Origin of the sequence: Hyphomonas beringensis, from assembly GCF_000682755.1 — a bacterium.
Taxonomy (GTDB): domain Bacteria; phylum Pseudomonadota; class Alphaproteobacteria; order Caulobacterales; family Hyphomonadaceae; genus Hyphomonas; species Hyphomonas beringensis.
In genome coordinates this window covers 13,561-40,012 of the sequence record NZ_AWFF01000054.1, presented here as the reverse complement: position 1 = coordinate 40,012, position 26,452 = coordinate 13,561, and the positions used below count along the sequence as shown (strand labels likewise).

Below are 26,452 nucleotides of genomic sequence, written 5' to 3'. Positions count from 1 at the left end.
TTATCCCTTTCCGTAACTGAATTGGCAGGTTCCGAGGCCGCCGACCCTGGCCACAACTTCGTCGCCGGGCGCCAAGGCCACCATGGGACCAAGCGCGCCTGTCAGCACAACATCACCCGCTTTCAGATGATCGCCTTGTGCAGCAAGGGTTGATGCGAGCCATGCCGCAGCTTCAAGAGGGTGGCCAAGACAGGCTGCGCCGGCGCCAAGAGAAGCAATTTGCCCATTGATCTCCATCACCATCCCACACGTGTAGAGATCTAGGTCATCCAGTTTCTTCTTGGTTTCCCCCAGTACAAAAAAGGCAGATGAACCATTATCGGCAACGGTATCGGCGAAACTTATCTTCCAGTCTGAAATTCTGCTATCGACAATCTCGAGTGCGGCAACGGCATAATCAGCGGCCTTCAGAACATCACTACGCGTGACCGTTTCGCTTCGAATATCCGACTTCAGAACAATTGCAACTTCGGCCTCAGCTTTAGGCTGTATGCACTTTTTCGGATCGAGTATTCCGCCATTGGCGAGCCGCATATCGTCAAATAGAACACCAAAATCAGGACGGTCCACACCAAGTTGCTGCTGCACAGCTTTTGCAGTCAGCCCGACTTTACGGCCAACGATCCGCCTGCCAGAATTGCTCCAGAACTTGGAATTTATTGCCTGAATTGCGTAGGCACCTTCCACGTCGGTAGGAGGCAGAAAATCCCGCAACGGGGCGACAGTCTCGCCACCATACGCATCGCGGAGTTTTTCAGCAGCGACCTTGTATCGCTCTTCGTTGACAAGCATGCCAGCAATCCTTCCCTGAAGTTGCTTCGGAAACAACATTATTATTAGACGGTCATTTTAATTTTCGCCCCTTGTATTTTCAATCAAGCCAAAATGTGAAATTCTCACCATATGGGAGAAGGCACTTATGGCTCGCACACACACAACCTCACTTGAAAAGTCTCTGGTACTACTGCGAGCGATTATCGCGGACGGCGGGCGAACACCATTCAACGAAATCGTTTCAGACCTTAACCTTCCAACTTCCACCGCGTACCGACTCGTCTCCCAACTCGTGGACGCAGGCTTTGCGAGCCGATATGGACCAAACAGCTTTGGTCCCGGCATAGTGGCCGCACTGCTCTATCAGCGCACCGATGTCTCCGCACTGGTAGCCCGTCTCGCAAGGCCACTTTTGAAAGATCTGGCATCGAAATCAGGCCTCACATCACATCTTGGCGTGCTTGAAAATGGCATGGTCACATATAAAGTTCGAATCCCGGGACGTGCGCCGAGGGCTGCAGGTTTTACACGCGAAGGCATGCAGCTCGAAGCCTATTGTTCTGCCGTAGGTAAAGTCCTGCTAGGCGGACTGAGTAGCGATGCGCTCGACGATTACCTGAATGAAGGAGCATTCGTTCCGCTTACGCCGTATACCATCGTGGACCCTTCTGTGCTCAGGCAGGAAATCAGCGCCATACGTGAGTCCGGGATCGCAATTGATAACCGGGAAGTCGCAGAGGACATGATCTGCTTGGCTGTCCCCGTTCTTGGCCCAGGCGGCGAAATTATCGCCGCGATATCTTCGTCCATGCCCTATAATGACAAGGCGCCACCAGAACCAATGATGTATCGCACTTCACTGGAAGGCTGTTCCCAGATACTCAGCGCCCGTTTATGCGGTAAGACTATCGCTGTTGACGCCTGAGGCATCACCCGGAACCACCGAAGTACGAAAAGTTCTAACCAGATTGCCTAAACTTGATTAGGCGCGAATACGTTCATCAAGGAACTTCTCAGCAGCGTGCCAATTCAAACTTTGGATTTCGTCCGCCGAAAGTGGCAGCTTGGAAATAAACCCAGATGGATCCTGTTGGCGGATCAAATACGGATAGTCGGTTCCCGCAAAGACCTGACCAGGCGCAACATTCTGAACTAGGTAACAGAGATAGTCCGGATCCAGCACATTACTATCAAAGAACATTTTTCGGATCGCTGCACTCGGCGCTTCAGACATACGACCGCCATAGCCTTTAGTCGCCTTCCAACCTGTATCCATTCGTCCGACAACAGCCCCCAACGCCCCTCCGCCGTGACTGAACGCAATACGAAGACGAGGAAACTTGTCCAGCAGTCCCGCCATAGCAACCGAAGCCGCCGCCATTGCAACATCTATCGGAAAATAGACAAATGCCGTCTCGACCGGGGTAACTCCCGCAGCCTTTGCCGCGACCGGATGAAGCGCATGAACGAAAATGCACAATCCTAACGATTCACCCTCTGCAAAGAAGCTTTCGAAAGACGAATCACCGAGCATCTTGCCGTTAATATTACTACCAATTTCAACCCCGGACAGACCAAATTCGCCCTTGATGCGCTTTAGGTAATTCGTGGCGGCTTCTGGGTCCTGCAATGGAGCGACACCCAGCCCCCGAAACCGCGCCGGGTGCTGCGCAATCATCTCAGCTATCTGAGCGTTTGCAGCATCACAAATAAGAATGGCGTCATCCACGTGATGCCAATACGAGAGCAATTCCGGCATGGGCGATAGAACCTGAACCGCAACGTCGTCGCGATCCATATCCTCCAGGCGCCGCGATGCATCCCATGAACGATTGTCAAGTTCACGAAATGGCTTGTCCCCAATCATCAGTGTGCCAGCCGCCCTGCTTTCGCATTGCATGCAGGGCCAACGGCTGGCAGCCTCCCCACCAGGTGCCGCCGGATATTCAAACGGCGACACATGGCAATGGACATCAATCAACGGCATTCGCACCCCTGTTCCCGGATTTTAGAGACATCCGAACTATACCCGGAAAACCTACAGAATAATGGTAACCTTACCCTGTTCCCTCAGACTGTCGGAGGCAAGGAACGAACGTTTCGACATAATCCGCATCTTTCCGCTCACAGTCTTCAGGATGTAATTATGATGTCCCACATAGGTGTCCGTGACATCATTTTTAGCCCGATGGGTGATGAACCGGCAGGTGACGTGCACACCCTTTTCATCGCTTCCCGTTACTCTCACGTTTGAGATGATATGCGACTGAATCGACCTCGGCCATTCAGCATGGGCAGCCTTGTCCAGCATTCTTTTAACGCGGTGTCCAAGACGGAAATAATTGTCCGATATGTAGAACAGATCTTCAGCTGAGTCTGCCGAGTCATCGGCACCCGCGCGCGGGACTTCGTAAATGGATTCCTCAGTAAACAGATCCAGCCATTCCTCCAACCGCCACTCATCAAGCATGGCAGCTTCTTCGTAAAGGAAATCCTCATATGCTGAGCGCGGCTGGGGTTGCTCAACGCTCGCGCTTGCCTGTTGTTTTTGCGCAGACATTATTCTTCCCCCATTCTACGGTTCCACTCGCGCCAGAAACAGCGCATTTGCTCTTCATCATCAGCCTTAAAGGGCTCACCTTCCGGACGCGACATCCCGCGGGAAATGTCATTCCACGGCGCGAACTGATATGCTGCGTAGCCGCGGTACGCAGATTCAAGCGCCTCGACATCGTCAGGCGTGGCAAAGCCACCAGGGCCAAGAAACTCCAGAAAATTGTCCAGGCGACGCTTGCGGAATTCCCGGGACTCGCCTTTGACACCCAACGCCCATGCGGTGACGTTCATCACACCCGGCGCAACCGGGTAGAAGGTCCTGATCGTGATCGCCATAATGTCGTTGATAACGAGATTTGGGAAAATTCCGGTATTTCGTCCAAGCTGGCATATTCTGTGAGCTTCTTCCTCACCCACACGGCTGACAACTTCAGCCCGGATAGCATCTATTTCAGTCTTGGCCTGCTCGCCCCAAGCCGGAATCCATTTGGCGACAGGGCGTCCCCAAGGCGCATCCCCTTCAATAGAGGCATGGCCATTGTTAAGGTCCATCACATTCGTGACCTGTGGCAGCTCCGCTGGACCACCGATCGCATCCGTCAGATACTTAAAGTAGGTCTCATGCGTATCGACCGCATGGTAGCCGTCATAACTGTTCTCCATAAGAAGCTTCCAGTTAGAGCGTATACTGTACTTCTGAGCACCGCCGATAACTTCCATTCCGTCTGGACCGTGATTGTGGATAAGATCGAAAATCAGCTTTGAATCTGCAAGATACGACTCCAGCGGCTCTGCAGCATCATCGAAATTGATAAAGAAGAAGTCACGATACTGCTCGAGTCTTACCTCAACGAGGTTCGCACATCCATCATGATTGAAGTCTTCAGGGTAGGTTCCTTTTTGATGGCGCGTGGCATAGTTGCCGTTATTGTTAAACGCCCACCCATGGTAAAAGCACTTGAAGCCAAGAGCGTTACCGGATTCCTGACGTTCTACCATCGCCCCCCGATGAGGACATGTATTCAGGAATGCGTGGAAATCGCCTTTGCGGTCGCGATTGAAGATGAGCTCTTTCCCGCCGACATTCCGAGTAAGGAAATCGTTTGGGTTCTTCAACTCAGAGGCATGACCGGCAAACAACCAACAGCGATTGAAAATCTTGTCACGTTCCATCTCCAGGACGTCATCATCGAGGAACGCTTTTCGATGAACTTTAAACAAACCACCTTCGCGGTCATCAACAATAAGCGATGTTCCCTGCGTATTACTTTCGGTGACCAACGTATCCGGCATGTCAATCCTCCTCATCTTGATCTTAATCTTGATCCAGCCCGTTCTTCGTCGGGAATTCTGATTGCCAACTGGCCTTGAGACAATTCGGCTTGAAGCGCCAGCTGATTGGTATTACCAATGGATAAAACCGGCGAACCGCCGTGTCAAACTAAAATACATGTTTTATATGATGACTTTTGGTCGTCAATCCAAAGCAGGGACAGATCAGTCTCCTTACAGGAATTTGGAGATTATGTTCCCAAGCTGGTAATCTGGGCTGAGGCGGGCAAAACAATCCCCCCATCCTTACCATCGCCGGCTGGCGGCAACATTGAAACTGGATACAAAAAATGGCGCTACGTCTCTTTGAAGAAGTCCATAATTCTATCCGCCGGGACCTGATGCGTGGCAATCTCAAGCCCGGTGACAAACTCCCGTCGGAAAGGGATCTTGCGGAAAAACTTGGCGTCGGCAGACCTGTTGTCCGCGAAGCTCTACGCGCCCTCGAAAACTCGGGCGTTCTGGAATTCAGGAAAGGCGCAAGCGGCGGCGCATTCATCCGCCAGGGCGATGGGCGGGCTGTATCGCGTACCGTGAACGACCTTGTATTTCTTGGGACGCTGTCCCTCGATCAACTGACCGAAACACGCAAATGCCTACTCGACCAAGCCGTAAGGCTAGCCTGCGAACGCGGCACGGAAGTGGACTTCACCGCGCTCGAAAAGAATATTGAGCAAATGCGCCAGGCATTGCTGGCAGAGGATGTCGAAACCTCAATTTCTGAAATCATGGACTTTTATGCTCTGCTTGGAACGGCAGCCAAAAATGACGTTCTGACCGTTATGATCGGATCTCTTTCAGAGATTATCGCGCAAATCCTTCTTGCTCTAAAACCGGACTATCTGACGGATCTGGTCGCCATGCGTCTCGAAGTCCTCAGCCATATCAGAAATCGCGACAGCGAAGCCGCTTCAAAGGCAATGAACACGCATATGGAAATACTGCACAACTACGTCGTGGAGAAATCAAAGAGCTTGCATACCCTGAATCTTGAGCCATTCGATCTCAGGACATGAAGCTGACAGGCAACTCATGGCGATCTGACTGAAACATCAGCCCCAAATAAGAATGGGGGAGACGAGTGATAATCTCGCCTCCCCTCTTGAACCACCGAGACACGCGCCCCTATGCAGCTTGCCGCTCTAGCAGGCGAACCACCTGCTCGCGTTGAGAAGCTGGCGCCCCCAGAAGCTCCGCATTACAACGTGCCCGCTTGTAGTAGAGATGATTTTTCATCTCCCAGGTAAAACCGATCGCTCCAAACACCTGGATATTGCGGTGAGTGGCTTCCTTGTACTGTTCGCTGCCGTAACTTTGCGCCATGGCTGCAGCAATACTGGCACGCTCATCATTCTCCGACAGTGCCCAGGCGGCATATTGAACCATCGCATTTGCGCCTTCGGCGGCGCCCGCAATATTTGCGAGTTGGTGCTTGATGGCCTGGTACGCCCCGATAGGACGGCCAAAGGCAACACGCTCCTTGGCATAAGCCACAGCATCATTGAGCACGGCACGGATACCTGCAGCACTTTCTGCTGCAAGAACTAGATACAGCCGGTCGCGAACCCACGGCCACACATCATCGCGGCTCGCCTCAAGACGTTCGGCACTAACACCGTCAAACTCAACCTTACAGACCTGCCGCGTGATATCGCGCCATTGCAATATATCGATTTTCAGACCGTCGGCCGCAGCATCGACGATGAAATATTCCTTTTGACCATTGTTCAATGCAGACACGACTAGTTTATCCGCAGAAGCCGCATCCACAACGAATGACTTCGTACCAGACAGTTCATATCCGCCAGAGGCCTGCTTTGCGACGACATCAGTCTCCATATTGCTGTATGAGCCGTTTTCATCGGCAACCGCGAGGGCAAATTTCATACCTTCGGCTAGCTTGGCTAAATGCTCCATTTTCTGAGCTTCCGAACCAGCAGCCTCGATTGCCCACGCACCAGCCAACGTGCCGAACAATGGCGACGGCGCAAGGGTCCGCCCGATCTCACCGATGATCATCACCAGGTCGATATAGTCCATGCCAAGGCCACCATACGCTTCAGGCACCATGATCGCACTCCACCCAAGCTCGGTGATCTTGTCCCAAAGCCTGTCATACCCCGCCTCGGACACATCAGCTCCCGGACGAAGAAGCGGTGCAAGGTCTACCTGTTCGTCTACGAACTTCGCCGCAGAATCCCTCAGAAACTCGTGATCTTCACTCAATGAAAAATTCATTTCCGCACCTATTCCGCCGCTTTTGCGGTCGCATTTGATATTTCCGAAAAGGGAACTCTTGCTGTGGGATCCAAATCCCTGGGAAGTCCCAAGACCCGCTCAGCAACCACATTCAGAAGCACTTCCTGAGTCCCCACACCAAGCGTGTTGGCCGGCGAGAACCAATACGCATAGTCCCAGTTGGAAAACATTCCCCACTTTTTGTCAGGCAAAGGCAGGACATCAGGATCGCGGATCATACCCGCGGCCCCTTGTGACCGCTTGGCAATGTCCGCCATCCTCTGGCCGTGCGGAGAAGATAACATCTTGCCAGCACTCCCTTCAAACCCGGCAGGGGTGCCATTGATGCGATTGGTCATGTTTCTGTAAGTCAGCAGCCGCAGGATTTCGCCTTCAATATAGACTTTTGCAGCATCATCACGCAGCAGCGGATCGCTGATCCGCCCTGTCTCAATCAGCCCATCCATCAGATCACGCGCTGTCGGCCCCATACCCCAGACAACACCAGGTTTGGTCATGCCAACGCGCTCAGTCTGCAGCTGCTCCATCGTCAGCTTCCAGCCTTCACCTTCCTTGCCGAGCAACGCATCCGCCGGTATCTTTACGTCGTCCAGAAAGACTTCGTTGTACTCGTTCTTGTTGCCCGTCATGTCGATGATCGGGTTTACAGTCACCCCTGGGCTCTTCATGTCGATCAGGAACATGCTGAGGCCAGCATGTTTGGGCTTGCTTGGATCCGTACGCGCGACAAGCACGCCGACCGACGCTTGATCTGCCACCGAGGTCCAGATTTTGTGACCGTTGACGATATAATGATCACCTTCACGGCGGGCTGTCGTACGTAGTGCACCAAGATCCGATCCACCGGATGGTTCAGAGAAAAGCATGCACCAGATTTCTTCACAGGCCAGTGCGCCAGGCAAAAACTTCTGACGTTGCGCCTCAGTTCCGTAGCTCAGCAAGGACTGTCCGCATTGATTGAGCGCAATCGCATTGATCGTGTACGGCAACTGGAGTCCAGCGCGTACAATCTCTTCGTCGATAATCCATTGCATCTCGGCATCGGCACCAACGCCCCACGGCTCCGGCCAGTTGGAAGCGGTCCACCCTTGCTCCGCCAACTGGGCATAGGTCGGATCCGGATTTTCTTCGAACCATTTCCGAACCTTGATGCGCCGCGGATCATCTTCACCCGGCAAATTGAAGTCCATGACTTTGTCCTTCTAGTCTTATTCTATGCAGGCCGCGTTTCTTCTAATGAGCAAGCGGCCCTGTTCGCAAATTCCACTCAATCACCTGAAACTCGGGGTGAAAGCCAACCAATTAGTACAATTGTTTTATACTTTGCGTCAAGGGCTACTTCGGCCAATTTCGCTTGATCGTGAGACATACTGACGGGCTGATAATGCGTGATGCGGAGACCCCTTCCGACGGGCACACCAGCATTCAAAAGAAGGTTTGCGAGGAGTCTGCGCGCACAGCGCCTTCGCCCCGCCTGAATAAGTGTCAGATCGTGCGGCTCAAGAGTTCTTTCATGATTTCAGATGATCCGCCAAAGATCCGCATGACCCGAGCATCCCGCCATATCCTGGCGATCAGATATTCGTTCATATACCCCGCGCCACCATGCAGCTGCAAAGCAGCGTCACACACCTCCCAAAGCAATTCCGTATGGAAAAGCTTTGCGGCCGCCGCCTCGTCAGCGGTCAGCTCCTTCTCGATATGACGCGACAGCGCCCAGTCAAGATGTGCCCAGCCAACCTGAAGTTTGGCCTTCAGGTCTGCCAATGTAAATCTTGTGTTCTGGAACTCGAAAACCTTTTTGCCGAATGCCGTCCGCTCTTTTGTAAAATTAACAGCCTCATCAAATGCACGCTGAGCCATCGCCTGTGAAGAAACCGCGATGCTCAAGCGCTCCTGCGGGAGCTGGCTCATCATATAGATGAAGCCCTGGTTTTCCTCTCCCAACATATTTGAGGCAGGCACTCTGACGTTATCAAAGAAAAGCTCTGAAGTGTCAGCTGCATGCTGACCAATCTTGTCTAAGTTGCGCCCGCGCTTGAAGCCAGGCCTATCAGCTTCAACAAGGAACAGTGAGATCCCCCTCGCGCCTTTGCTTGTATCCGTTTTTGCGACAACAATGAGCAAATTACATGTCTGCCCAGCCGAAATATACGTCTTCGAACCATTGATGACATACTCGTCGCCATCCCGGACGGCCGTTGTCCGAACGCTTTGAAGATCCGAGCCAGCACCCGGCTCCGTCATGGCTATGGCGAGAATCGTATCGCCAGAAACGCATCGGGGGAGCCACTTTTGCTTTTGTGCTTCAGATCCGTAATGCACAAGATACTCAACAACGACATCGGACTGCAAAGTGACAAGAACCATTGAATCGGCGTAGGAATTTTCCTCTGCGACCACGGCATTGTATCGGAAATCGAGCCCAAGCCCGCCGTAAGCTTCCGGCACTGTCGGACACAGAAAGCCTGCTTCGCCCATCTTCTTCATGATGGCAGGCTCGATCACGCCTGCCTGCTCCCACCGATCAAGATGTGGCACGATTTCCTTGTCATAGAACTTTCGGACAGTATCACGGAACATACTGTGGTCGTCATTATAGACTGTACGCTTACTGGTATCGAGCACGACACCCCCTCCTCGTCATTTTGTGCTTCACGCCATCAGCACCAATATTAGCATCTGCATGGCGGAGTGGCCTGGTCACCGTTGCTGGCAATTCACCATGCAATAGCAACCAGGCAGCACCCTCAAAAAGAGACAACAGCTCAGTCAGGCATCAATTAGCTCGACCTGATGTTGTACACGGCTACGAACGTGACCGTGATCTTCAGTACGAGCGGTCAAGGAATTTCCCGACAATCTCGTTGAACTCATCGGCACGCTCCCATTGGCACCAGTGCCCGCACTTAGAGAATACGTGCAAATCGGCGTTCGGAATCGTCTTCAAAAGAATGAACGCTGCATCCAGAGGCAACACGCGATCTTCACGCCCCCAAAGGAGCAAAGTCGGATGCGGGAGTAGGTCAAGGCGTTCGCGCCAAAGATCGTTGCGCGGGTTATGAGCCTGTCCACGCAGCGGAGGATCTTTCAAGGTCTGCGGTGCCATCGCAGTTTTAAGCCGCTCTTCCAGCAGATCATCTGAGATCTCCGACGGATCGTAGACGAGTAGCTCCACAACCTTACGCAGCTTTTCGATCGTTGGGCCTTCACCATCATAGAATGTTAGCATACGGAGCAGGCCTTCAGTCGGAAACGTCGAAGTCATAGGGATGCTGCCGCCCGGCCCCATCAGAATGAGCTTGTTCGTGCGATCCGGATTATCCAGTGCGAACCGCAAAGACGTCCCGCCACCGAGCGAGTTACCCACGAAGCTCGCCTTCTCAATGCCCTCATGGTTCATGATGTCCAGAACAGCTTCCGCCATCGGATCGAAGAGGCCTTCGTGTCCATAGCGTTTGTCCGATTGACCAAACCCCGGCAGATCAATCGTGATGACACGCCGTCCTTGTTCGGCAAGAGGCCCTACATTGCGTCGATAGTTGCTGTAGCCATATGCGCCAGGCCCACCGCCCTGGATCAGGAAGACGACTTCCCCTTCCCCGACATCCAGATAGTGAACCTTCCCTTTTGGATCGTCGACAAACTTGCTTTCGTATGGCGCGTCAAACATGGCATTTTCCCTTTTCCCTGAATTTGGACATTCCGTCGGAGTGAAACATCCGTTCTATTTTATGATTTTTCAACTCGTTTTAGATGGTCTGGTGTGATTTTTTGGACGAATGGTCTGTCAGCTTGTCAATTCCAGACGCTCAATAGCCCCCACTTTGGCGAATTCCGGCTCAGGCAATCCTCCCCAGTGGTCAGACGATTCCACTGACAATGGAAAAAGCCGCGGCTCGCGCGCGTCGGTTTCCGGAAACTCTTCCATGCCAAAGCTGTATTCCAACGTGATCCCGTCCGGATCGAGGAAATAAAAGAACATCGACTCCGATTGAGGATGCTTACCAGGACCATACACGATCGGCACACCCTCCCGCTTCATCCGGACATTGGCACGGCCGATATCATCGATGTCTGTCACCATGAAGTTCACATGATGCAGCTGCGGTGCCGCAGCCCGCCCAACCCCAAAAGAATGGTGCAGTGGATTCGGGAAACAGCGCATATGAACCACCGCGCCGTCAATGCGGTCCGAAACACGAAAGTTCATCTGGTTGCCAAAGAATTCCTCAGCTGCAGCCAGGTCAGGCCCACCAAGAACAATATGTCCAAGCCGTGCGATCTTGGTGTGCGTTGGCGTAAACGCCTCGTCTGAGCAGTCCATAGACGAGAAGAATTCCATCGTTGCGCCGAAGACCGGATCGGAAATGCGGAAAGCCTCGTTAATCCCAAGTGCGTCTGCCTCAGAGTTGGATACAGGCACGGGCTTAAGGCCGTATTCATTGAAGCGATCGCGCAGCGCAGCCAGGGCTTCAGAACCTTCCATTTCCCAGCCGATACGCTTGACACCCGGCACCTTCGCCTGGGTCAGAGCGATGTCGTGATGCTTGTCGCTACAACGGAAGAAATTGTACCCGAGGGCACTTCCTGCAGGGGTCAGCCCTACGATGTCTTCATAAAATTTCGTCGACCTGTCCAAATCCGTCACATTAAGCGCCAAATAGCCTAACCTGCGAAACCTGATTTTCTCGAGTGACATGAAACCTCCCTGCCGAAGCAAAAGCCAAAAACTGAAGCATCCGAACTACCCCTATTAAGGGATAAATTCTGCTAGACTTCAGAGCACGAACCAGCGATTTGAAAATGGTATTACCAATATATAGTTGCGTCAACAGGCAAGAAAGAAGAGTCGCCCCACCCCTTAAAAGAGGAACAACATTTTGTTTTTATTGTATATTACTATGTCTTCCTACTTCCTGAACATCGCTAAATATTTCTTCTGCCTCGCATATGCAAACTGCCTGACAGACTGCCCGAGCACGCAAGCCTACTTGAATATATAATACACTCGTACTATCGAATTGGGAAGGGCTGAGCCGCCAGAAACAAGGTCAGAAGCTCTGCTACAAGCCACTCAAAGGGAAGAGACATGACCGGGAACCTAATTCAGACTGAGGCAGCTGACGGCGTTCTAACCATAATGCTCAATCGGCCAGACGCCTTAAACAGCCTGGACTCTGCTGCATGTTTTGAGCTCTCAGACATTTTCGACCGCTACTGCGAAGATGATGCGTTACGTGTCGCCATTGTGACAGGCCGGGGAGAGAAAGCCTTCTGCGCAGGCCACGACCTCGCGGACGATATCCTTGCACCCATGCCGACTAAGGGCTGGGCTGGGCTCTCTCACAGATCAGGTCTCAATAAACCCCTCATCGCAGCCGTGAACGGGTTGGCCTTCGGAGGCGGATGGGAACTGGCCATGTTGTGCGATGTGGTTGTCGCAGACCCTCGCGCGAGCTTCGGCCTGCCCGAGCCCAAGGTAGGGTTTGCGGCCCTGGGAGGCGGCGCAAGGCTCCTCCCTCACCGAGTTCCCCATCATATTGCTATGGGTCTCATCCTGACGGGCCGGAGAATATCAGCACAGGATGCCGCCAACTTTGGCCTGGTCAACGAAATCTCCGAACCGGGCCGCGTCCTGGAAACAGCCATGCAATGGGCGCAGGACATGATTGCTTGCTCGCCAATGGCATTACGCATGTCGAAACAGATTGCTGCCGCCTCTACGGACCCGGTCGAGTTACGGGAACCGCTACAGGCACTTGAACTTCGGCTGGTACAGGAACTGGCGAAAAGCGAAGACGTCTATGAAGGCATGGCGGCTTTCAAGGAAAAACGCGCACCTGCATGGACCGGCCGCTAGTCGCAAACTGTGATCTTCAGCTGTTAGCCCTGCCTCCGCATTCTGGAAGGAAGCCAAATGGATCTTGAACTTAATAAGAAGCAGGTTCTCATCACCGGAGGCTCGAAAGGGATTGGCCTTGCCACAGCCGAAACCTTTGCCCGAGAGGGCGCCAACCTCATACTTGTGGCGCGTACTGACAAAGACCTGCACATAGCAAAAACGACACTCTCTTCCCGTTATGATGTAAATATCCAGACGATCAGCGCAGACCTCGCAACGCCTACCAGCATCGAAACGCTGGCGCGTGACGTCAACTCGGTCGACATCATCATCAACAATGCCGGCGCTATCCCGCCGGGATCCCTGTTCGATTTGACAAGCGAAACATGGCGCCGCGCCTGGGACCTTAAAGTACACGGCTATATCGACTTGACCCGCGCGCTTTATGCGAAACTTACAAAACCTGACGGCGTTATCGTAAACATCATAGGTTCGGCCGGGGCTAGTCCGAACAAGGATTATATTTGCGGCAGTACGGGCAATGCAGCCCTGATGATGTTTACGCGCTCCTTTGCCCAGCAGGCACGCGCAGACGGTGTCCGCGTTGTGGGTATCAATCCCGGTCCCGTCTTGACGGACCGCTTCAGAATGCTGCTGCAGGCTGAAGCAGAGCGCCAGTACTCCGACGCATCGCGCTGGCAAGATCTGATGGCAGGCCTTCCCTTTGGCCGGGCCGCCGCTCCCGAGGAAATCGGCGACGCTGTTGCCTTCCTGGCCTCCCCTCGCTCCGCCTACACGACAGGCACGATTGTAACCATAGACGGTGGGCTCTGATGAACGAAATGCTAAGTGTTGGGTATATTGGACTTGGCGACATTGGCGCCCCCATGGCGGAGCGCATCATTGGCACAGGCTGGCCTCTCGCTGTTTGGAACCGCACCTCAACAAAAATGCAACCGCTCATCGAGGCCGGCGCAAGAGCCATGTCCTCGCCCGCCGCGCTGGCGGCTGAATGCGACGTAATCTTCACTTGTCTTGGTGGAGTCTCAGCCATGCACGACGTTCTGTCGGGCGATAAGGGCATACTTAGCGCGGAACATCGCCGCGTCAAAATTATCGTCGACAATTCAACGGTTCCGCCCGCTGACGCAAAAGCCTTTTCAGCAAAGCTTGCAAACGCGTCCATTCGCTTTGTGGATGCTCCGGTTTCGGGCGGCGCAATTGGCGCTCGCGCCGGTACACTTGCGGCAATGGTTGGCGGTGACACGGCTGATATCACACAGGTCGAACCAATCCTCAAAAGCTTTGCCAGCAAAATCACTCATGTGGGGCCAGTCGGTTCCGGACAAGCCATGAAGGCATGCAATCAGGTTCTCAATTTCGGCACGATCGCCGCGCTCGCTGAAGCTATCACGCTTGGCAGACATTATGGGCTAGCGCCGGCCAGTGTCGTTGAGGCCGTATCAGGCGGATTTGCCGAGTCCAATATATCCAGAGAATACGGCCGCTCACTCGCCGCTGACGACATTAGCCCGATCCGCATCATGGTGAGTACACTGGAAGACTTTTACAATGCCGACATTCGCCGGGAGATGGCTGGCCAACTGGGCATCCTGATGAAAGACTTGTCGATGGCCCTCGACATGGCACGAGACCAAGGCGTTCCGCTCCCGGTCATCTCTCACTTCGATTCTATCTTTCGAATGATTCACCATCTGAAGACATAATACTCAGGCTGCAGACAAAGCGGCATTGCGGCCAGCCTCAAGCCCGAATGTGGCGGAGCTGGAAAGAGATGAAGCACTGAAATATCCTGCGCCGTGAAAACCGCCAGCGACCTCACCAGCCGCATAAAGCCCCTCAATCGGCATGCCGAACCAATCCACCACAGCCAGTGCCCCATCAACAGCAACCCCACCATAAGTCGAGGTGATAGCATTCGCCGTGGCCGCAAGAAAATAGGGTGGATTATCAATCGGCTTCAGCCTCCGTGTACGGCCAAATGCCCTGTCCTTTCCTGCAATTGCATCGGCATTGTAGACCCGCACGGTCTCTTCAAGCACCGCAGGGTCAATCCCTACCATTTCGGCAAGTTCTCCAATTGTGTCAGCCTCCCGGATATAACCTCCCAGCAGCGCCTCTTGATAATTGTTTACGCTCGTATCGCCGAGCGATGCAGACATGAGTGTGTCATCAAAGATCTGGAAAGCCACTCCGTCAGGCTGCGCCATGCCGATAGAGCCTAGAGCCTTATAGCTTTGAGCTTCGTCGACAAAACGGCGCCCGTTCTTGTTGACCATGATCGCCGTGTCCTGAAACGCAAAGATCAGCGGTGGAATTTCGTCAGACTTGCTAGCAACATCTGGATAGTTGCGGATCGCCCCGCCGAAGGATCCGGCGACATAACCAAGATCTGCCTGCCCCGCGCCGAGATCGCAGGCCATGATCAGCCCATCGCCTGTGTTGGCGACCCCGCCATGCTTGACAGCCGTCGTCAGCTCGGGCGCATAAATTCCCAGAAGCTCGCGGCTGCGGGAGAAGCCGCCGGTGGCCAGTACGACACCTCGCCTGACCTGCACTTCCATTTCCCGATCACCGAACATCACCAGACAAGCCTCGACGCGGCCACTCTCTACGCTACGAACCAATCGCCCCCCCGCAGACTTGCTGAAGAATTCAATTCCCGGATGGGCCTGGACCTGCATGTGAAGTTTCGTCACCGCGCGACCGGTACCGGTCAGATGAACCCGGGGAGTTTCTGGCGGCGGCGTCTTGAACAACTCAAATCTGATGCCTTGCGATTTCAGGAAACTGTATGCGGCCAACTGTTTCTCGAGGAATAGCTCAACAAGGTCGCGATTATTCTTCTGCTTGCCTGAGCTCAAAAGGGCTTGCCGAAATGAATCAATCGAATCCTCGACGCCAGCCTCTTTCTGCTCATCCGTACCAGAAAAGGCGAATGCACCGCCTGCAATGGCCGAGCTTCCTCCCGGTTGGGAGGACTTTTCCAGCAGGAGCACGCGGGCACCAGCATCCGCGGCGGCCAATGCTGCACAATGTCCTGCTATACCCGCACCCAGCACCAGAACGTCTGTTTCTTCAGGCAGTACACCAGATTCTCTAAGCACTCAGACTCCCCCTTATGCCCCGCTGACAGGGCTATCATTGAAGAGCAAACCGTATGGTGTCCGGCAAATACCGCAATTCCATAATCGGCTAACCAGCCTTCAATTTTCCTGAATGCCGCATCACACATTCTGTGAGTTCCGTTGAACCTCCCAACCGATAGCGTTGCGGTCACGCAAGTGCTCAAGAGGGAGAAGCAGATGTCGAATGCATCATCACAATTTGACGTCGTCATTGCCGGCGCGGGCCCGGTCGGCCTGACCATGGCGATAGATCTTGGACGGCGCGGTGTCAGAACGCTTCTTGTTGAACGCGATCCGACGACCGGCCCCTGGCCAAAGATGGACCGCTCCAACTCCCGCACAATGGAATTCTATCGCCGCCTCGGCATTGCAGATGATGTCCGTTCACTCGGATATCCAGCTGATGCTCCGATGGACATTTTTGTTGTTCGGTCACTTTCGGAAGCGCCATTGCTCAAACAGCATTACCCATCCGTAGGCGTGATGCGTGAGCGTATCGAAAAGACGACTGACCACTCCCAACCGCTGGAGCCTTATCAACTCGTCTCTCAAAACCGCTTGGAGCCACTCCTGAAATCCATCGCGGAACAAACTCCCAATGTGACAGTCCGGTATGCGTGTGAACTGACCGACCTGTCACAGGATAATGAGGGAGTGACAGTCACCCTGAGCCCGGCAGATAGCCCGCAGGAAGAAATCAGGTGTTCATATCTCGCTGGCTGCGATGGCGGTGGGAGCACCGTTCGCAAAGCGCTGGGGATCAAGCTTGAGGGACAGGGCGGTCTTCGTAGCATGAAGCAGATCTGCTTTCGCTCAGAGACCCTCTATGACCGGATCCCAATGGGAAAAGGGCGCCATTACTATTTCACGGACGCTGAAGGCTCTGCGATCATCGTACAGGGAGACCGCAAGGAGTTCACGCTCAACTCCGACATTTCTGACGATACCGACCTGCATGCCTGGATCAGACAGAAAATCGGACCGGACATCGATTTTGACTATGAGGTATTGAATGTCAGCAACTGGACCCTGCACCTGCTGCTAGCTGAAAGATATGCAGATCGCCGTGTATTCCTGGCTGGAGATGCAGTTCACCTTGTGATCCCGACCGGGGGGCTTGGCATGAACTCCGGTGTGGGCGATGCCCTCGACCTCTCTTGGAAACTCGCCGCCACAATCAATGGCTGGGGCGGCCCGGGCCTGCTTCCAAGCTACGAAGCAGAGAGGCGTCCGGTCGGTGAGAAAAATGTTGAAGCATCAGGCTGGGCCGCGCAAGGACTGGGAATGTGGCGGGTCGATCTAACCGGCGCTATAAATCAGGACACAGAAGATGGGCAGCGTGAACGGCATAAGACTGCCCAATTGGCCAACAGACATCACCGCCGTGTCCATGAAATGGTCGGCGCTGAACTTGGCTACACCTATGCAGGCTCCCCCCTTATAGCCTCGGAGCCTGGCGCATCGACAAGCTGGGACACGGTTCGTTATCTGCCCACCACGGAACCCGGCGTGCGGATCCCGCATATCTGGCTCAAGGACCGGACCGCCATGCAGGATGTACTAGGAGCGGATTACAGCTTTATAGACCTGACAGGAACCGCCGACACCTCCTCAATAGAAAAGGCATTTCACGACATAGGCGCTCCGCTTGAAATCGTCAGCCGCGAAGAGGAACATGTCCGTATGACTTATGGCTGCCACTACCTACTGGTCCGCCCGGATCTACACATCGTCTGGACTGGCAACAGTCTTCCAGCGGATCCAGATGCGCTTGCAAGGCTCGCGACCGGACACTGAAACCTTTCATGATCAGTCACCCTTTGGCTGAAGGGCATACTGATCAATGGAGCTTCCGGGAATAGAGTAACCGTCTGCGCTCAGGATGTCTTCCAGGTCTGCGGCGACGGTTTCCGCCGTCAGCCCCTCTCGCGTGACACCAGGCGCGGTCGCCGTAAAGATACGGGCGACACGTCCGCCAGCAACACTCAGTATTTCACCGGTCAGCTGGCAGCTCTTATGAGAGAGGTAGACAATAACAGGTGATACAGCCTGCGGTGTCAGTGTTGAAACGTCCAGCTCCGGATGCGCATCAAAATAGGATCGGGCCAGTGGCGTTTCAGCAACCGGGCAGATCGCGTTCACCTTGATATCAAAGTCGCGATTGTCGAGGGACGTTGCCTTGGACAGCCCAAGCACGGCGGCCTTTGCAATCACATAGGGAGCAATTTCAGGAGCCCCAAAAGCGCCGACGGCAGATGCCGTATTGATGATACGCCCATAGCCATTCTTGCGCATGTGTTTAAGGGCGGCACGGCTCGTCCAGAACATGCCATAAAGATGCACATCCATAATCTGCCGTAACTGTTCCGTCTCAATATCCTGAACCTTGCCGGCAATCCCGTTGCCAGCATTGTTGATGACAATGTCAATGCGGCCCCACTTTTCTATAGCCGCTTCAACAGAAGCTTCCGCCTCGGATTGTATTCCGACGTTGGAAATCACGGCCTCGGCATCAAGCCCTTCCGAACGAAGCTGTGATGCGACCTCTTCTGCCGTAGGCTTGCCGCAACCAGGAGGGACAATATCGTTGAGCAGGACACGCGCACCGCGTTCAGCGAGCGCCCGTGCATGACTAAGCCCGAGACCACTTGCGGCACCCGTTACGAGCGCGACATCACCGGAAAACCGCAAACGACCTTCACCTGACTCTCGCCCCTCAGACATGATCGGTTTTGACCTGCGTCACAACATCGACGAATACCGTTCTGTCATCGTGCGAGGCGATGTACTCAGGCACGAAAGCCTGGACAGACTTCGTGTCCGCGAATGCCGCATCGATGAAGTCCATGACCATTGTCCCTTTATTGCAGTTGCACACTAGGTCGCGGCGAGAAGCTGCAGGCCACCTGACACCCGGATACACTCCCCGGTTACATAACCAGCCTGCTCACTCACCAGAAACTCCACAACGCCGGTAATGTCGCTGGGTCTTCCGAGCCGTCGGAGCGGAATGGTTTTGGCCTGGTCGCTTGTTGCAAGCTTTCGCGCAGAGGCCTGTTTCGCAACACGGGCTGTGGTGACGAGCCCCGGCGCGACGCAGTTTACGCGTACATTGTTTGGACCGAGTTCCACAGCCAGCGACTTCGTATACTTTTCGATCGCGGCTTTCGCAGCAGAGTACATCGCGAAGCGAGCACCGGCATCGTCCATACAGACCCCGATCGTTGATACATTCACAATTGCCCCACCTTGCCGGCTCAGCACCGGCGAGCAGGCCTGGCACATGTTGACTGCCGTGTCGAAATTCACCGCGAACAACTTACGCCGGTCTTCTTCGCTGGCTAACGAGGCCGAGCTGACATCAACTGGTGTAATCGCGCCCCCGGCATTATTTATAAGAATATCGATGCGGCCAAAATGGCGCTCGATATCTTCAACCGCGTCAAAAGCTGTCTGACGATCCGAAAGATCCGCCTGAATCGCCACGCTCTTACGACCTAATGCAAGGATCTCCTCACGCACACTAGGTGCCGTTAACTCCTCGCCATACCGGGCAGCAACTTCCAGATCGACATCAAGGATCGCAACATTTGCCCCAAGCTCTGCAAGTCTGAGAGCATGCGCACGTCCCATCCCGCCGGCTCCGCCCGTGACGATCGCGAGCTTGTTCTCAAAAAATGTATTCATGGCACTCCGCACCCAAGTAGAACGGTCATTTTGAACCTGAGCGTATTGTCATTCCAGTCATATTCTGCGCAAGTAAGCCTTCAGGTTTATAGAAAGCCTCTCATGCGGTATAAACTTCCTCCCCTCAATGCGCTGAAGGCCTTCGAAGCCACAGGACGGACAGGAAGCCTGAGTGCCGCAGCCCGCGAACTACGAGTTTCTGTCGGCGCGGTCAGTCGACATGTTTCAATTCTGGAAGCCTACTTCGGATGCGAATTATTCGACCGCAGGTATGACGGGGTCGACCTGACCCAATGGGCCAAACCTCTTCACGCAGCAATCGCAACAGCATTTGGCTCGATTGATGCAGCCTGCCGGGATGTGGACTCGGGACACTCTCGTCCCATACGTCTACGCACATTTACCAGTATGGCCACAGACTGGTTAACCCCCAGGCTTGGAGGGTTCCGCAGATCACAACCGAATATTCCCATCCAGCTCAAGCAGGCATTTAGTGACATCAGCTTTGCTGCAGATCCTCTGGACGCAGCCGTCACAGCTCAAAACATCGTAGAAAGCGGTATCCAGCAATTCGAGCTGTTTCCTACTGTATTTACACCAGTTGTAGCCGCTTCCAACAAAGCGCCACCTTCCCTTGACCTACTGAGCGGACCCAATGCTTTGCCGCTTCTGTATACCCGACGCGAGATTCCTTTCTGGGAAGCCACATTCGAGAAGATCGGATTGCCTCCTCCCATCTTTGACCGGGGGCTTGAGTTCGACAGTCTAAGTCTGACTTATCAAGCCGCAAGGCGCGGCGCAGGAATCGCCTTGGGCCTGCTCTTTTTCGTTGCTGACGATCTGGTCGCCGGCACGCTGATACCGGCGACCAGAATTTGTGTCGACATGGAGCTTACTCAATACCTATACGTTCGAACGGGCCGGAATACAAATCCCGGTACAGAGTTTTTTGTGGAGTGGATACAAAGCGAAGCGAAAAAAACCAACCTGGAACTGAACGCGCTGTTTGACACGATCCTTTCTTCCCCTGTGACGGCTGTACAGAGTGCCTAAAACGAGCGACTCTGAGCCCACCCTTTCACATAAATACCAAAGCCAAACCTTTTGCCCCCCTTGCAAATGGCCCAAACAGATATAATACAAATGTTTTGATTTAGCGGGTGATCGCCCGCCAAAACGACAAGGTGGCCACAATGAAAGTATGGGAAGTCCAGGACGCATGGGGAATTGATAACATGCAGCTCGTCAACAAGGAGGTGCCCGAAACCCTCGCCTCTGACGAGATCCTCATTAAGCTTCATGCCGCATCCATCAATTATCGTGACTTGGTAACAATCGAGAACAGAACGCCCTTTGGAGCACTGCCACAAATACCGCTTTCGGATGCAGCAGGCGAAGTCGTGAAAACAGGGTCGGCCGTTGACAGGTTTAGCGTCGGTGACCGCGTGTGTCCGAGCTTCTTTCCGAACTGGCAATCCGGCCCTGTTCGCAGAGCCGACAGGTCGGTATCCCTAGGGTCCGCCTCCGCACCGGGCGTGCTGCAAGAGTTTTTCGTAACAAAACAGCAAGCGGCTTCCCGATTCAGCGATACATTGAGCTATCAGGAAGCGGCCACTTTACCGTGCGCCGGCCTGACCGCATGGCGTGCGCTTGTAGTGGAAGGGCAAGTGGAAAAGGACGAATGGGTGCTGGTGCAAGGCACAGGCGGGGTATCCATTTTTGCGTTGCTCATCGCCAAAATGCGCGGGGCGAAAGTCATTGTCACCTCATCATCAGATGAAAAACTTACCCGGGCTAGAGATCTTGGAGCCGACGAGACAATCAACTATCGCGAGACGCCAGACTGGGGCGCCAAAGCCCTTGAAATAACGGGCGGGCAAGGCGTTGACGTTATTGTTGAAGTTGGCGGAGGCGGGACAATCAACCAGTCACTCGTCGCTGCGGCTGTAGGTGCACGTATCGTGATAATCGGAGTCCTTGGTGGACGCTCGCAGGAACTGCTGATGCCCGCAGTCTTTGGCAAAAACCTCCGATTGTTTGGTATCTCGGTCGGCAATCGCGAGCAGTTCGAATCATTCAATTTGGCGATCACCGAAGGCGGCCTGCGTCCAGTGATCGACAAGGTGTTTCCGTTCGAGAGCGCTCCGGACGCCATTCGCCACCTCGCGAGTGGCGAACATTTCGGCAAAATCGTGATCGATTTCGGAGCCTGATCCAGATGTCCGACCTCGACCACACCATCTATGGTGCATCGCCCTCTGACGCGAAGGCCAATCTCATCCTGCTACACGGCTTTGGGCACACAGCCGAGATCGCCTATCAAGCTATGAAGGGTGCCATCCCTGATGACGTTCGCGTATTTGCATTGCACGGCCCCGTGCCCGTTGGAAGCCCGTCAGAGCGCGGTTGCGCCTGGTTTGAAATCACACCTGGTGAAGCAGGGCCGCCGCAGCCAAATCTTGCACAGGAAAGCACGAGCCGGGCTGCGATCGCGAATTTCTTCAATACGTGTGACGCAAACCTCCCCCTCATCGTCATGGGGTTCGGGCAAGGCGGAGTGATGGCCTCTCACCTCTATCTCGAGCATCCTGAAAAAATGCAGCTTTGTGTGCTTGGATCAGCCAGGATCATGCCTCACTTGCTTGAGCAATATCCCCCCGGCGCACAGCATAATGCTGTTCCAGTCGTATGGACCCACGGCAAAAACGATCCCGTTCTTCATTTCGCTGATGCACAGGCAACAGCCGACAAACTCAAACGAGATGGCGTTCCGCTGACATGGCTGCCTCATGAAGGTGGACACGAATGGCCATCGATCGCCGATAGAGTGGCCGCGTCCGAGATCATGAAAACTACAGGCAAGGAGAAGTGAACCCTGAAGCCAAATCTGGCTAGGCCCAAATTTTCTCACATAACGGGAATTTCCTCGAATGCGACGGCCTGGGGAGACCTTCGCTTCAATGGCAATACCTTTACGCGGTCAAAACACCCCGGATAATCTGAAGCCACAAGAAACTGGCAACAGTCACAATAATAGGGAGGGAATAATGACGAAGTCGCAGACTGGCAGATCTGCTGCCCTTAGTCAGGGTCTGAAAAATCCCGCTCCAATCGTAACAGATTGGGGGGAATGCCTATGGGCACCATCCCAGGAAAGGATTCAAAATTCAAACCTGATGCGCTTCATGAAGTGGCTCAAGCAGGAAAGAAAACTCGATTTTACCGGTTATGATGCGCTCTGGAATTGGTCCGTATCTGACCTGGAGGGCTTTTGGTCGGCTATTTGGGATCACTTCGATGTCGAGGCCGAACGGCGTTATGATCAGGTTGTTTCAACACGGAATATGCCAGGTGCGATTTGGTTTGAAGGTGCACGCCTGAATTTCAGCCAGAATGCCCTTCGTCATGAGAGAACGGCACCTGAGAGCACGGCGATCTTTGCATTTTCAGAAGACGCGCCAATGCAGGAAGTTTCATGGTCTGAGCTCGGCGACTCCGTCCGAAGGCTTGCAACGGCTCTCCGGAAACTCGGCATTCAGCCGGGGGACCGGGTTATTTGCTACCTTCCGAACACGGTTGAAGCCGTAATTTCACTACTTGCATCTACCGCAATCGGTGCGGTCTTTTCTTCCGCATCTCCTGAGTTCGGCGCGAAGACCGTAATCGACCGGTTCGGACAGTTGGAACCAAAACTCATCTTCGCTACGCCAGAATACAGGTTTAACGGGGCCGTAAGGGACAAGCGCGAAAACCTCAGTACTATCATCGACGCCATACCAAGTCTGGAACACGTCGTACATATCCCTGGCGGCGAGACCGGAACTGCATCGACCGGAAACATCACATCGCATTCCTGGGAAAGCCTGCTCAACACAACGCTTCCAACAGATCGCCCGTTCGAATTCGAGCAGGTCGCTCACGATCACCCGCTCTGGATCCTCTTTTCTTCCGGCACAACCGGTTTGCCCAAGGCGATTGTCCAGAGCCATGTCGGCATCCTCCTCGAGCACCTCAAAGCTCAGCACTTTTCCGCCGAGCTCACTCCAAATTCGACAATCTTTTTCTACACCACAACAAGCTGGATGGTTTGGAACTCCCTCATCTGTACACTGCTTACTGGCAGCAGCATCGTCATCTACGATGGCAGTCCGGTTTACCCGGATGCGGCCGCTCTCTGGCAAATGAGCGAAGAAGCCGGCGTAACCGCTCTTGGGTTCAGTCCCGGCCTTGTGCAAAAAATGTCTGCTGTCGGCGTCGTGCCTGCGACAGACTTCAATATGGAAAAGCTGGAGATGATTGTTCTGGGAGGTGCGCCCTCAACGCCAGAAACCTTCAGTTGGTTTTACGAGAATGTGAAAGACGACCTTTGGGTTACATCTCAGACAGGCGGCACCGATCTCTGCAGTACAATTGCAGGAGGTGTTTCACTATCACCTGTCTATGCCGGAGAAATTCAGGGCGCTGCCTTGGGCATCCATGTTGACTGTCTTTCAGAAGATGGCAGCAGCCTCAGAAATGAAACAGGTGAACTCGTGATCCGCTCACCTTCCCCCTCCATGCCGCTAGGCTTCTGGAACGATCCAAATGACAAGCGTTATCGGGATAGTTATTTCAGTACCTATCCAGGCACTTGGCAGCAAGGCGATCTTTGTATGATCAATGATCGTGGCGGGATCTACATCTTCGGTCGCTCTGACGCGACACTCAATAGAAATGGCGTCCGTATAGGAACCGCAGAGATATACCGCACACTCGAGGATATTCCTGATGTGGAAGACTCTCTAGTCGTTTGCCTGGAAGACCAGATCATCCTGTTCCTGCAGCTCGCGCAAGGAGAGACGTTCTCCGGCAAACTTTGTGATCAAATCCGCCATGCCCTGAAATCGGAAAATAGCCCACGACATGTTCCTGACCGGATTATCGAGGCTCCAGTGATCCCCTACACCATCACCGGGAAGCGTCTGGAAGTCCCTGTCCGGCGCCTGCTCGAAGGCGCACCATTTGAGAGCGTTGCAGACCCCCAAATGCTAAGAGATGCATCTTCGCTGGAATGGTTCAGAAATTTCTCGACTAACAATCTTTGACCTAACAGCACGACCCCAAGCAACTAACACAGACCGCCACCCCAAGGGGCGGCACCGCTGATCCGCCCATGAAGGCCGCAGCTTTTCGGACTTCATCTCAATTAGGAAAGTGAACAATTCAGCATGCTTCTACACGTTCATAATCACGCAAACCAGACACCGGAAAAAACTGCCTACAAACTGCTTCCAAGCGGCGAGTCGGTGACTTTTTCAGAACTGGAAAAACGGTCAAATCAGTGCGCCCATCTTCTGCGGAAGTGCGGTCTAAAAAGAGGTGACGTTATTGCCATTCTTCTGGAAAATCATCCGCGCTATTTCGAGATTGCCCTCGCAGCGGAACGTGCCGGTATCTACTTTACCGGTATCTCCACCCACCTATCGGCCAAGGAGGCTGGCTACATTGTCGGAGATTCTGACGCCAAAATCCTTTTCACCTCTGGCAAAATGCTCTCAACGGCGCTCGAAATCGCTGCGGAAAATTCCGACCTGATTGTCTTTGTCGTCGATGGGCCGAATGAAGGTGCGCGCGACTATCTCGCCGAGCGTAATGCTCACCCCGAAACACCGATCTCGGATGAGAGCATGGGCGCACCGATGCTGTATTCATCCGGCACGACCGGCCGTCCGAAGGGCGTCAAATTTGACCTCCCGGACACCTCGATCGAAGAGATGGACTCTTTAACCGATCTTGGCATAGTCCGTTTCGGTTTCACCCCAGATATGGTGTATCTGTCGCCTGCTCCGCTCTACCACGCGGCACCTCTTCGCTGGAGTCTGAGCGCCATGAAGCTTGGTGGCACAGTGGTCGTAATGGAGAAGTTCGACCCAGAACTTTCATTGAAGTTGATCGAGCAGGAAAAAGTGACGCATTCGCAATGGGTCCCGACGCACTTTATCCGTATGCTGAAGCTTCCTGCCGCTGACCGCCAGAAGTATGACCTCTCATCTCACAAATTGGCCATTCATGCTGCTGCGCCCTGTCCGGTCCAAATCAAGGAACAAATGATTGATTGGTGGGGGCCTATTATCCACGAATATTATTCCGGCACCGAATTCAATGGAATGACAATTATAACCCCGCAGGAATGGCTCGAACACAAAGGGTCAGTGGGACAAGCCAAATTCGGAACCGTTCATATCCTGGCGGACGATGGCCAAGAGCTCCCACCACGGAAAGAAGGAGCGATCTATTTCGAAGGTGGCAGTCAATTCAGCTACCACAAGGATGAAGCAAAAACAGAAACGTCCTATAATGAAAAAGGATGGAGTACGCTTGGTGACATCGGCTGGTTGGACGAAGATGGTTACCTCTATCTGACTGATCGCAAGAGTTTCATGATCATTTCCGGAGGCGTGAATATCTATCCTCAAGAAATCGAAGATGTGATCGTAACCCACCCGCGTGTTGCCGACGTCGCAGTTGTTGGAGCCCCGGACCCTGACCTCGGCGAACGCCTGGTTGCAGTCGTCCAGCCACTCGAAATGTCCGACGCCGGTGAAGACCTGGCATCTGAAATTCAAGAACATGTTCTGTCTCAACTCGGCCGGATCAAATTGCCAAAGCAAATCGACTTCATGCCGGAGCTACCAAGACTGCCAACCGGCAAACTATATAAACGGGTTTTACGCGACGGGTACTGGAATCAAGACAAGAAAGCTTATCCTGACATAGCCGGGTGAAAGCTGTTCGGATTTGATGTTGGTAATCTGAGGCCCGAGATCTCAAGCCAGTGCGACGGTGGCAAGGTTGAACTTGCTGCTGGCAG

General features: G+C 53.8%; 24 protein-coding genes. 11 read left to right on the top strand and 13 right to left on the bottom strand.

Annotated elements, in window-relative coordinates:
• The gene (locus HY29_RS13055; protein ID WP_034797666.1) at positions 1-792 is read right to left on the bottom strand and encodes a 2-keto-4-pentenoate hydratase; all 792 of its coding nucleotides are present in this window, start codon (positions 790-792) and stop codon (positions 1-3) included.
• A 127-nt stretch (positions 793-919) separates the two neighbouring features.
• Between HY29_RS13055 and HY29_RS13050 the strand changes: the two genes are divergently transcribed.
• Positions 920-1,699, top strand: coding sequence for an IclR family transcriptional regulator (locus tag HY29_RS13050; protein WP_051601502.1), 780 nt, complete (start codon positions 920-922; stop codon positions 1,697-1,699).
• Positions 1,700-1,756: 57 nt separating this feature from the next.
• Here the strand turns inward: HY29_RS13050 and HY29_RS13045 are convergent, their stop codons facing one another.
• The 3 genes from HY29_RS13045 to HY29_RS13035 are packed head-to-tail and all read right to left on the bottom strand — an operon-like array spanning position 1,757 to position 4,623.
• Entirely contained in the window at positions 1,757-2,761 is a 1,005-nt protein-coding gene (locus tag HY29_RS13045; RefSeq protein WP_034797665.1) for an amidohydrolase family protein, read from the bottom strand.
• Between the two features lie 51 nt (positions 2,762-2,812).
• On the bottom strand, positions 2,813-3,334 hold the full coding sequence (locus HY29_RS13040) for an aromatic-ring-hydroxylating dioxygenase subunit beta (RefSeq protein ID WP_051601501.1): 522 nt from the start codon (positions 3,332-3,334) through the stop codon (positions 2,813-2,815).
• The gene (locus tag HY29_RS13035) at positions 3,334-4,623 is read right to left on the bottom strand and encodes an aromatic ring-hydroxylating oxygenase subunit alpha (RefSeq protein ID WP_155838322.1); all 1,290 of its coding nucleotides are present in this window, start codon (positions 4,621-4,623) and stop codon (positions 3,334-3,336) included. The genes HY29_RS13040 and HY29_RS13035 overlap by 1 nt, the downstream gene beginning before the upstream one ends.
• A gap of 329 nt (positions 4,624-4,952) precedes the next feature.
• Here HY29_RS13035 and HY29_RS13030 point away from each other — a divergent pair, with 329 nt between their 5' ends.
• Positions 4,953-5,678, top strand: a complete 726-nt coding sequence (locus HY29_RS13030; RefSeq protein WP_051601500.1) for a FadR/GntR family transcriptional regulator — start codon at positions 4,953-4,955, stop codon at positions 5,676-5,678.
• 109 nt (positions 5,679-5,787) lie between these two features.
• Here HY29_RS13030 and HY29_RS13025 read toward each other — a convergent pair whose 3' ends face one another.
• From HY29_RS13025 to HY29_RS13005, 5 genes are all read right to left on the bottom strand, one after another.
• Positions 5,788-6,900, bottom strand: coding sequence for an acyl-CoA dehydrogenase family protein (locus HY29_RS13025; RefSeq protein ID WP_034797663.1), 1,113 nt, complete (start codon positions 6,898-6,900; stop codon positions 5,788-5,790).
• A gap of 8 nt (positions 6,901-6,908) precedes the next feature.
• Positions 6,909-8,111: an acyl-CoA dehydrogenase family protein gene (locus tag HY29_RS13020; protein ID WP_051601499.1), complete on the bottom strand. Its 1,203-nt coding sequence runs from the start codon at positions 8,109-8,111 to the stop codon at positions 6,909-6,911.
• A 295-nt stretch (positions 8,112-8,406) separates the two neighbouring features.
• The gene (locus HY29_RS13015; protein WP_034797662.1) at positions 8,407-9,549 is read right to left on the bottom strand and encodes an acyl-CoA dehydrogenase family protein; all 1,143 of its coding nucleotides are present in this window, start codon (positions 9,547-9,549) and stop codon (positions 8,407-8,409) included.
• A 202-nt stretch (positions 9,550-9,751) separates the two neighbouring features.
• Positions 9,752-10,594, bottom strand: a complete 843-nt coding sequence (locus HY29_RS13010) for an alpha/beta fold hydrolase (protein WP_034797661.1) — start codon at positions 10,592-10,594, stop codon at positions 9,752-9,754.
• 117 nt (positions 10,595-10,711) lie between these two features.
• Positions 10,712-11,623, bottom strand: coding sequence for a VOC family protein (locus HY29_RS13005; RefSeq protein WP_034797660.1), 912 nt, complete (start codon positions 11,621-11,623; stop codon positions 10,712-10,714).
• Positions 11,624-12,013: 390 nt separating this feature from the next.
• Between HY29_RS13005 and HY29_RS13000 the strand changes: the two genes are divergently transcribed.
• The 3 genes from HY29_RS13000 to HY29_RS12990 are packed head-to-tail and all read left to right on the top strand — an operon-like array spanning position 12,014 to position 14,493.
• Positions 12,014-12,784, top strand: a complete 771-nt coding sequence (locus HY29_RS13000; RefSeq protein ID WP_034797659.1) for an enoyl-CoA hydratase-related protein — start codon at positions 12,014-12,016, stop codon at positions 12,782-12,784.
• Positions 12,785-12,841: 57 nt separating this feature from the next.
• Positions 12,842-13,600, top strand: a complete 759-nt coding sequence (locus tag HY29_RS12995; RefSeq protein ID WP_034797658.1) for a short-chain dehydrogenase/reductase — start codon at positions 12,842-12,844, stop codon at positions 13,598-13,600.
• Positions 13,600-14,493, top strand: coding sequence for an NAD(P)-dependent oxidoreductase (locus HY29_RS12990; RefSeq protein ID WP_051601497.1), 894 nt, complete (start codon positions 13,600-13,602; stop codon positions 14,491-14,493). Before HY29_RS12995 ends, HY29_RS12990 begins: the two co-directional genes overlap by 1 nt.
• Positions 14,494-14,496: 3 nt before the next feature.
• On the opposite strand, the gene HY29_RS12985 is transcribed toward HY29_RS12990, so the two are convergent.
• Positions 14,497-15,894: an FAD-dependent oxidoreductase gene (locus HY29_RS12985; RefSeq protein WP_034797657.1), complete on the bottom strand. Its 1,398-nt coding sequence runs from the start codon at positions 15,892-15,894 to the stop codon at positions 14,497-14,499.
• 198 nt (positions 15,895-16,092) lie between these two features.
• Here HY29_RS12985 and HY29_RS12980 point away from each other — a divergent pair, with 198 nt between their 5' ends.
• Positions 16,093-17,712 (top strand): FAD-dependent monooxygenase, encoded by a 1,620-nt coding sequence (locus HY29_RS12980; protein WP_034797656.1) that lies wholly within the window; start codon positions 16,093-16,095, stop codon positions 17,710-17,712.
• A 12-nt stretch (positions 17,713-17,724) separates the two neighbouring features.
• Here HY29_RS12980 and HY29_RS12975 read toward each other — a convergent pair whose 3' ends face one another.
• The 3 genes from HY29_RS12975 to HY29_RS12970 are packed head-to-tail and all read right to left on the bottom strand — an operon-like array spanning position 17,725 to position 19,602.
• Positions 17,725-18,639, bottom strand: coding sequence for an SDR family NAD(P)-dependent oxidoreductase (locus tag HY29_RS12975; RefSeq protein WP_034797655.1), 915 nt, complete (start codon positions 18,637-18,639; stop codon positions 17,725-17,727).
• Complete coding sequence (locus tag HY29_RS19825) at positions 18,632-18,763, bottom strand: hypothetical protein (RefSeq protein ID WP_277813022.1); 132 nt, start codon at positions 18,761-18,763, stop codon at positions 18,632-18,634. Before HY29_RS19825 ends, HY29_RS12975 begins: the two co-directional genes overlap by 8 nt.
• 29 nt (positions 18,764-18,792) lie before the next feature.
• Positions 18,793-19,602, bottom strand: coding sequence for an SDR family NAD(P)-dependent oxidoreductase (locus tag HY29_RS12970; protein ID WP_034797654.1), 810 nt, complete (start codon positions 19,600-19,602; stop codon positions 18,793-18,795).
• A gap of 102 nt (positions 19,603-19,704) precedes the next feature.
• Between HY29_RS12970 and HY29_RS12965 the strand changes: the two genes are divergently transcribed.
• The 5 genes from HY29_RS12965 (at position 19,705) to HY29_RS12945 (ending at position 26,366) form a co-directional block, all read left to right on the top strand.
• The gene (locus HY29_RS12965; protein ID WP_034797653.1) at positions 19,705-20,655 is read left to right on the top strand and encodes a LysR substrate-binding domain-containing protein; all 951 of its coding nucleotides are present in this window, start codon (positions 19,705-19,707) and stop codon (positions 20,653-20,655) included.
• Positions 20,656-20,795: 140 nt separating this feature from the next.
• Positions 20,796-21,815: a zinc-dependent alcohol dehydrogenase family protein gene (locus HY29_RS12960; protein WP_034797652.1), complete on the top strand. Its 1,020-nt coding sequence runs from the start codon at positions 20,796-20,798 to the stop codon at positions 21,813-21,815.
• A gap of 5 nt (positions 21,816-21,820) precedes the next feature.
• Positions 21,821-22,474, top strand: coding sequence for an alpha/beta hydrolase (locus tag HY29_RS12955; protein WP_034797651.1), 654 nt, complete (start codon positions 21,821-21,823; stop codon positions 22,472-22,474).
• Positions 22,475-22,649: 175 nt separating this feature from the next.
• Complete coding sequence (locus HY29_RS12950) at positions 22,650-24,686, top strand: acetoacetate--CoA ligase (protein WP_081811390.1); 2,037 nt, start codon at positions 22,650-22,652, stop codon at positions 24,684-24,686.
• A gap of 123 nt (positions 24,687-24,809) precedes the next feature.
• Positions 24,810-26,366 carry an acyl-CoA synthetase gene (locus HY29_RS12945; RefSeq protein WP_034797650.1) on the top strand — a complete coding sequence of 519 codons (1,557 nt, stop codon included), beginning with the start codon at positions 24,810-24,812 and terminating at the stop codon, positions 26,364-26,366.
• Positions 26,367-26,452 lie beyond the last annotated feature (86 nt).

What these genes read in the sequence shown, in the direction of transcription:
- HY29_RS13005 (WP_034797660.1), bottom strand. Translation starts at nt 11,623, where the DNA reads ATGTCACTCGAGAAAATCAGGTTTCGCAGGTTAGGCTATTTGGCGCTT.
- HY29_RS12960 (WP_034797652.1), top strand. Translation starts at nt 20,796, where the DNA reads ATGAAAGTATGGGAAGTCCAGGACGCATGGGGAATTGATAACATGCAG.
- HY29_RS13035 (WP_155838322.1), bottom strand. Translation starts at nt 4,623, where the DNA reads ATGCCGGATACGTTGGTCACCGAAAGTAATACGCAGGGAACATCGCTT.
- HY29_RS12955 (WP_034797651.1), top strand. Translation starts at nt 21,821, where the DNA reads ATGTCCGACCTCGACCACACCATCTATGGTGCATCGCCCTCTGACGCG.
- HY29_RS13040 (WP_051601501.1), bottom strand. Translation starts at nt 3,334, where the DNA reads ATGTCTGCGCAAAAACAACAGGCAAGCGCGAGCGTTGAGCAACCCCAG.
- HY29_RS13025 (WP_034797663.1), bottom strand. Translation starts at nt 6,900, where the DNA reads ATGAATTTTTCATTGAGTGAAGATCACGAGTTTCTGAGGGATTCTGCG.
- HY29_RS13020 (WP_051601499.1), bottom strand. Translation starts at nt 8,111, where the DNA reads ATGGACTTCAATTTGCCGGGTGAAGATGATCCGCGGCGCATCAAGGTT.
- HY29_RS13050 (WP_051601502.1), top strand. Translation starts at nt 920, where the DNA reads ATGGCTCGCACACACACAACCTCACTTGAAAAGTCTCTGGTACTACTG.
- HY29_RS12975 (WP_034797655.1), bottom strand. Translation starts at nt 18,639, where the DNA reads ATGTCTGAGGGGCGAGAGTCAGGTGAAGGTCGTTTGCGGTTTTCCGGT.
- HY29_RS19825 (WP_277813022.1), bottom strand. Translation starts at nt 18,763, where the DNA reads ATGGACTTCATCGATGCGGCATTCGCGGACACGAAGTCTGTCCAGGCT.
- HY29_RS13055 (WP_034797666.1), bottom strand. Translation starts at nt 792, where the DNA reads ATGCTTGTCAACGAAGAGCGATACAAGGTCGCTGCTGAAAAACTCCGC.
- HY29_RS13045 (WP_034797665.1), bottom strand. Translation starts at nt 2,761, where the DNA reads ATGCCGTTGATTGATGTCCATTGCCATGTGTCGCCGTTTGAATATCCG.
- HY29_RS12980 (WP_034797656.1), top strand. Translation starts at nt 16,093, where the DNA reads ATGTCGAATGCATCATCACAATTTGACGTCGTCATTGCCGGCGCGGGC.
- HY29_RS13010 (WP_034797661.1), bottom strand. Translation starts at nt 10,594, where the DNA reads ATGTTTGACGCGCCATACGAAAGCAAGTTTGTCGACGATCCAAAAGGG.
- HY29_RS13000 (WP_034797659.1), top strand. Translation starts at nt 12,014, where the DNA reads ATGACCGGGAACCTAATTCAGACTGAGGCAGCTGACGGCGTTCTAACC.
- HY29_RS12970 (WP_034797654.1), bottom strand. Translation starts at nt 19,602, where the DNA reads ATGAATACATTTTTTGAGAACAAGCTCGCGATCGTCACGGGCGGAGCC.
- HY29_RS12945 (WP_034797650.1), top strand. Translation starts at nt 24,810, where the DNA reads ATGCTTCTACACGTTCATAATCACGCAAACCAGACACCGGAAAAAACT.
- HY29_RS13030 (WP_051601500.1), top strand. Translation starts at nt 4,953, where the DNA reads ATGGCGCTACGTCTCTTTGAAGAAGTCCATAATTCTATCCGCCGGGAC.
- HY29_RS12990 (WP_051601497.1), top strand. Translation starts at nt 13,600, where the DNA reads ATGAACGAAATGCTAAGTGTTGGGTATATTGGACTTGGCGACATTGGC.
- HY29_RS12950 (WP_081811390.1), top strand. Translation starts at nt 22,650, where the DNA reads ATGACGAAGTCGCAGACTGGCAGATCTGCTGCCCTTAGTCAGGGTCTG.
- HY29_RS12995 (WP_034797658.1), top strand. Translation starts at nt 12,842, where the DNA reads ATGGATCTTGAACTTAATAAGAAGCAGGTTCTCATCACCGGAGGCTCG.
- HY29_RS12965 (WP_034797653.1), top strand. Translation starts at nt 19,705, where the DNA reads ATGCGGTATAAACTTCCTCCCCTCAATGCGCTGAAGGCCTTCGAAGCC.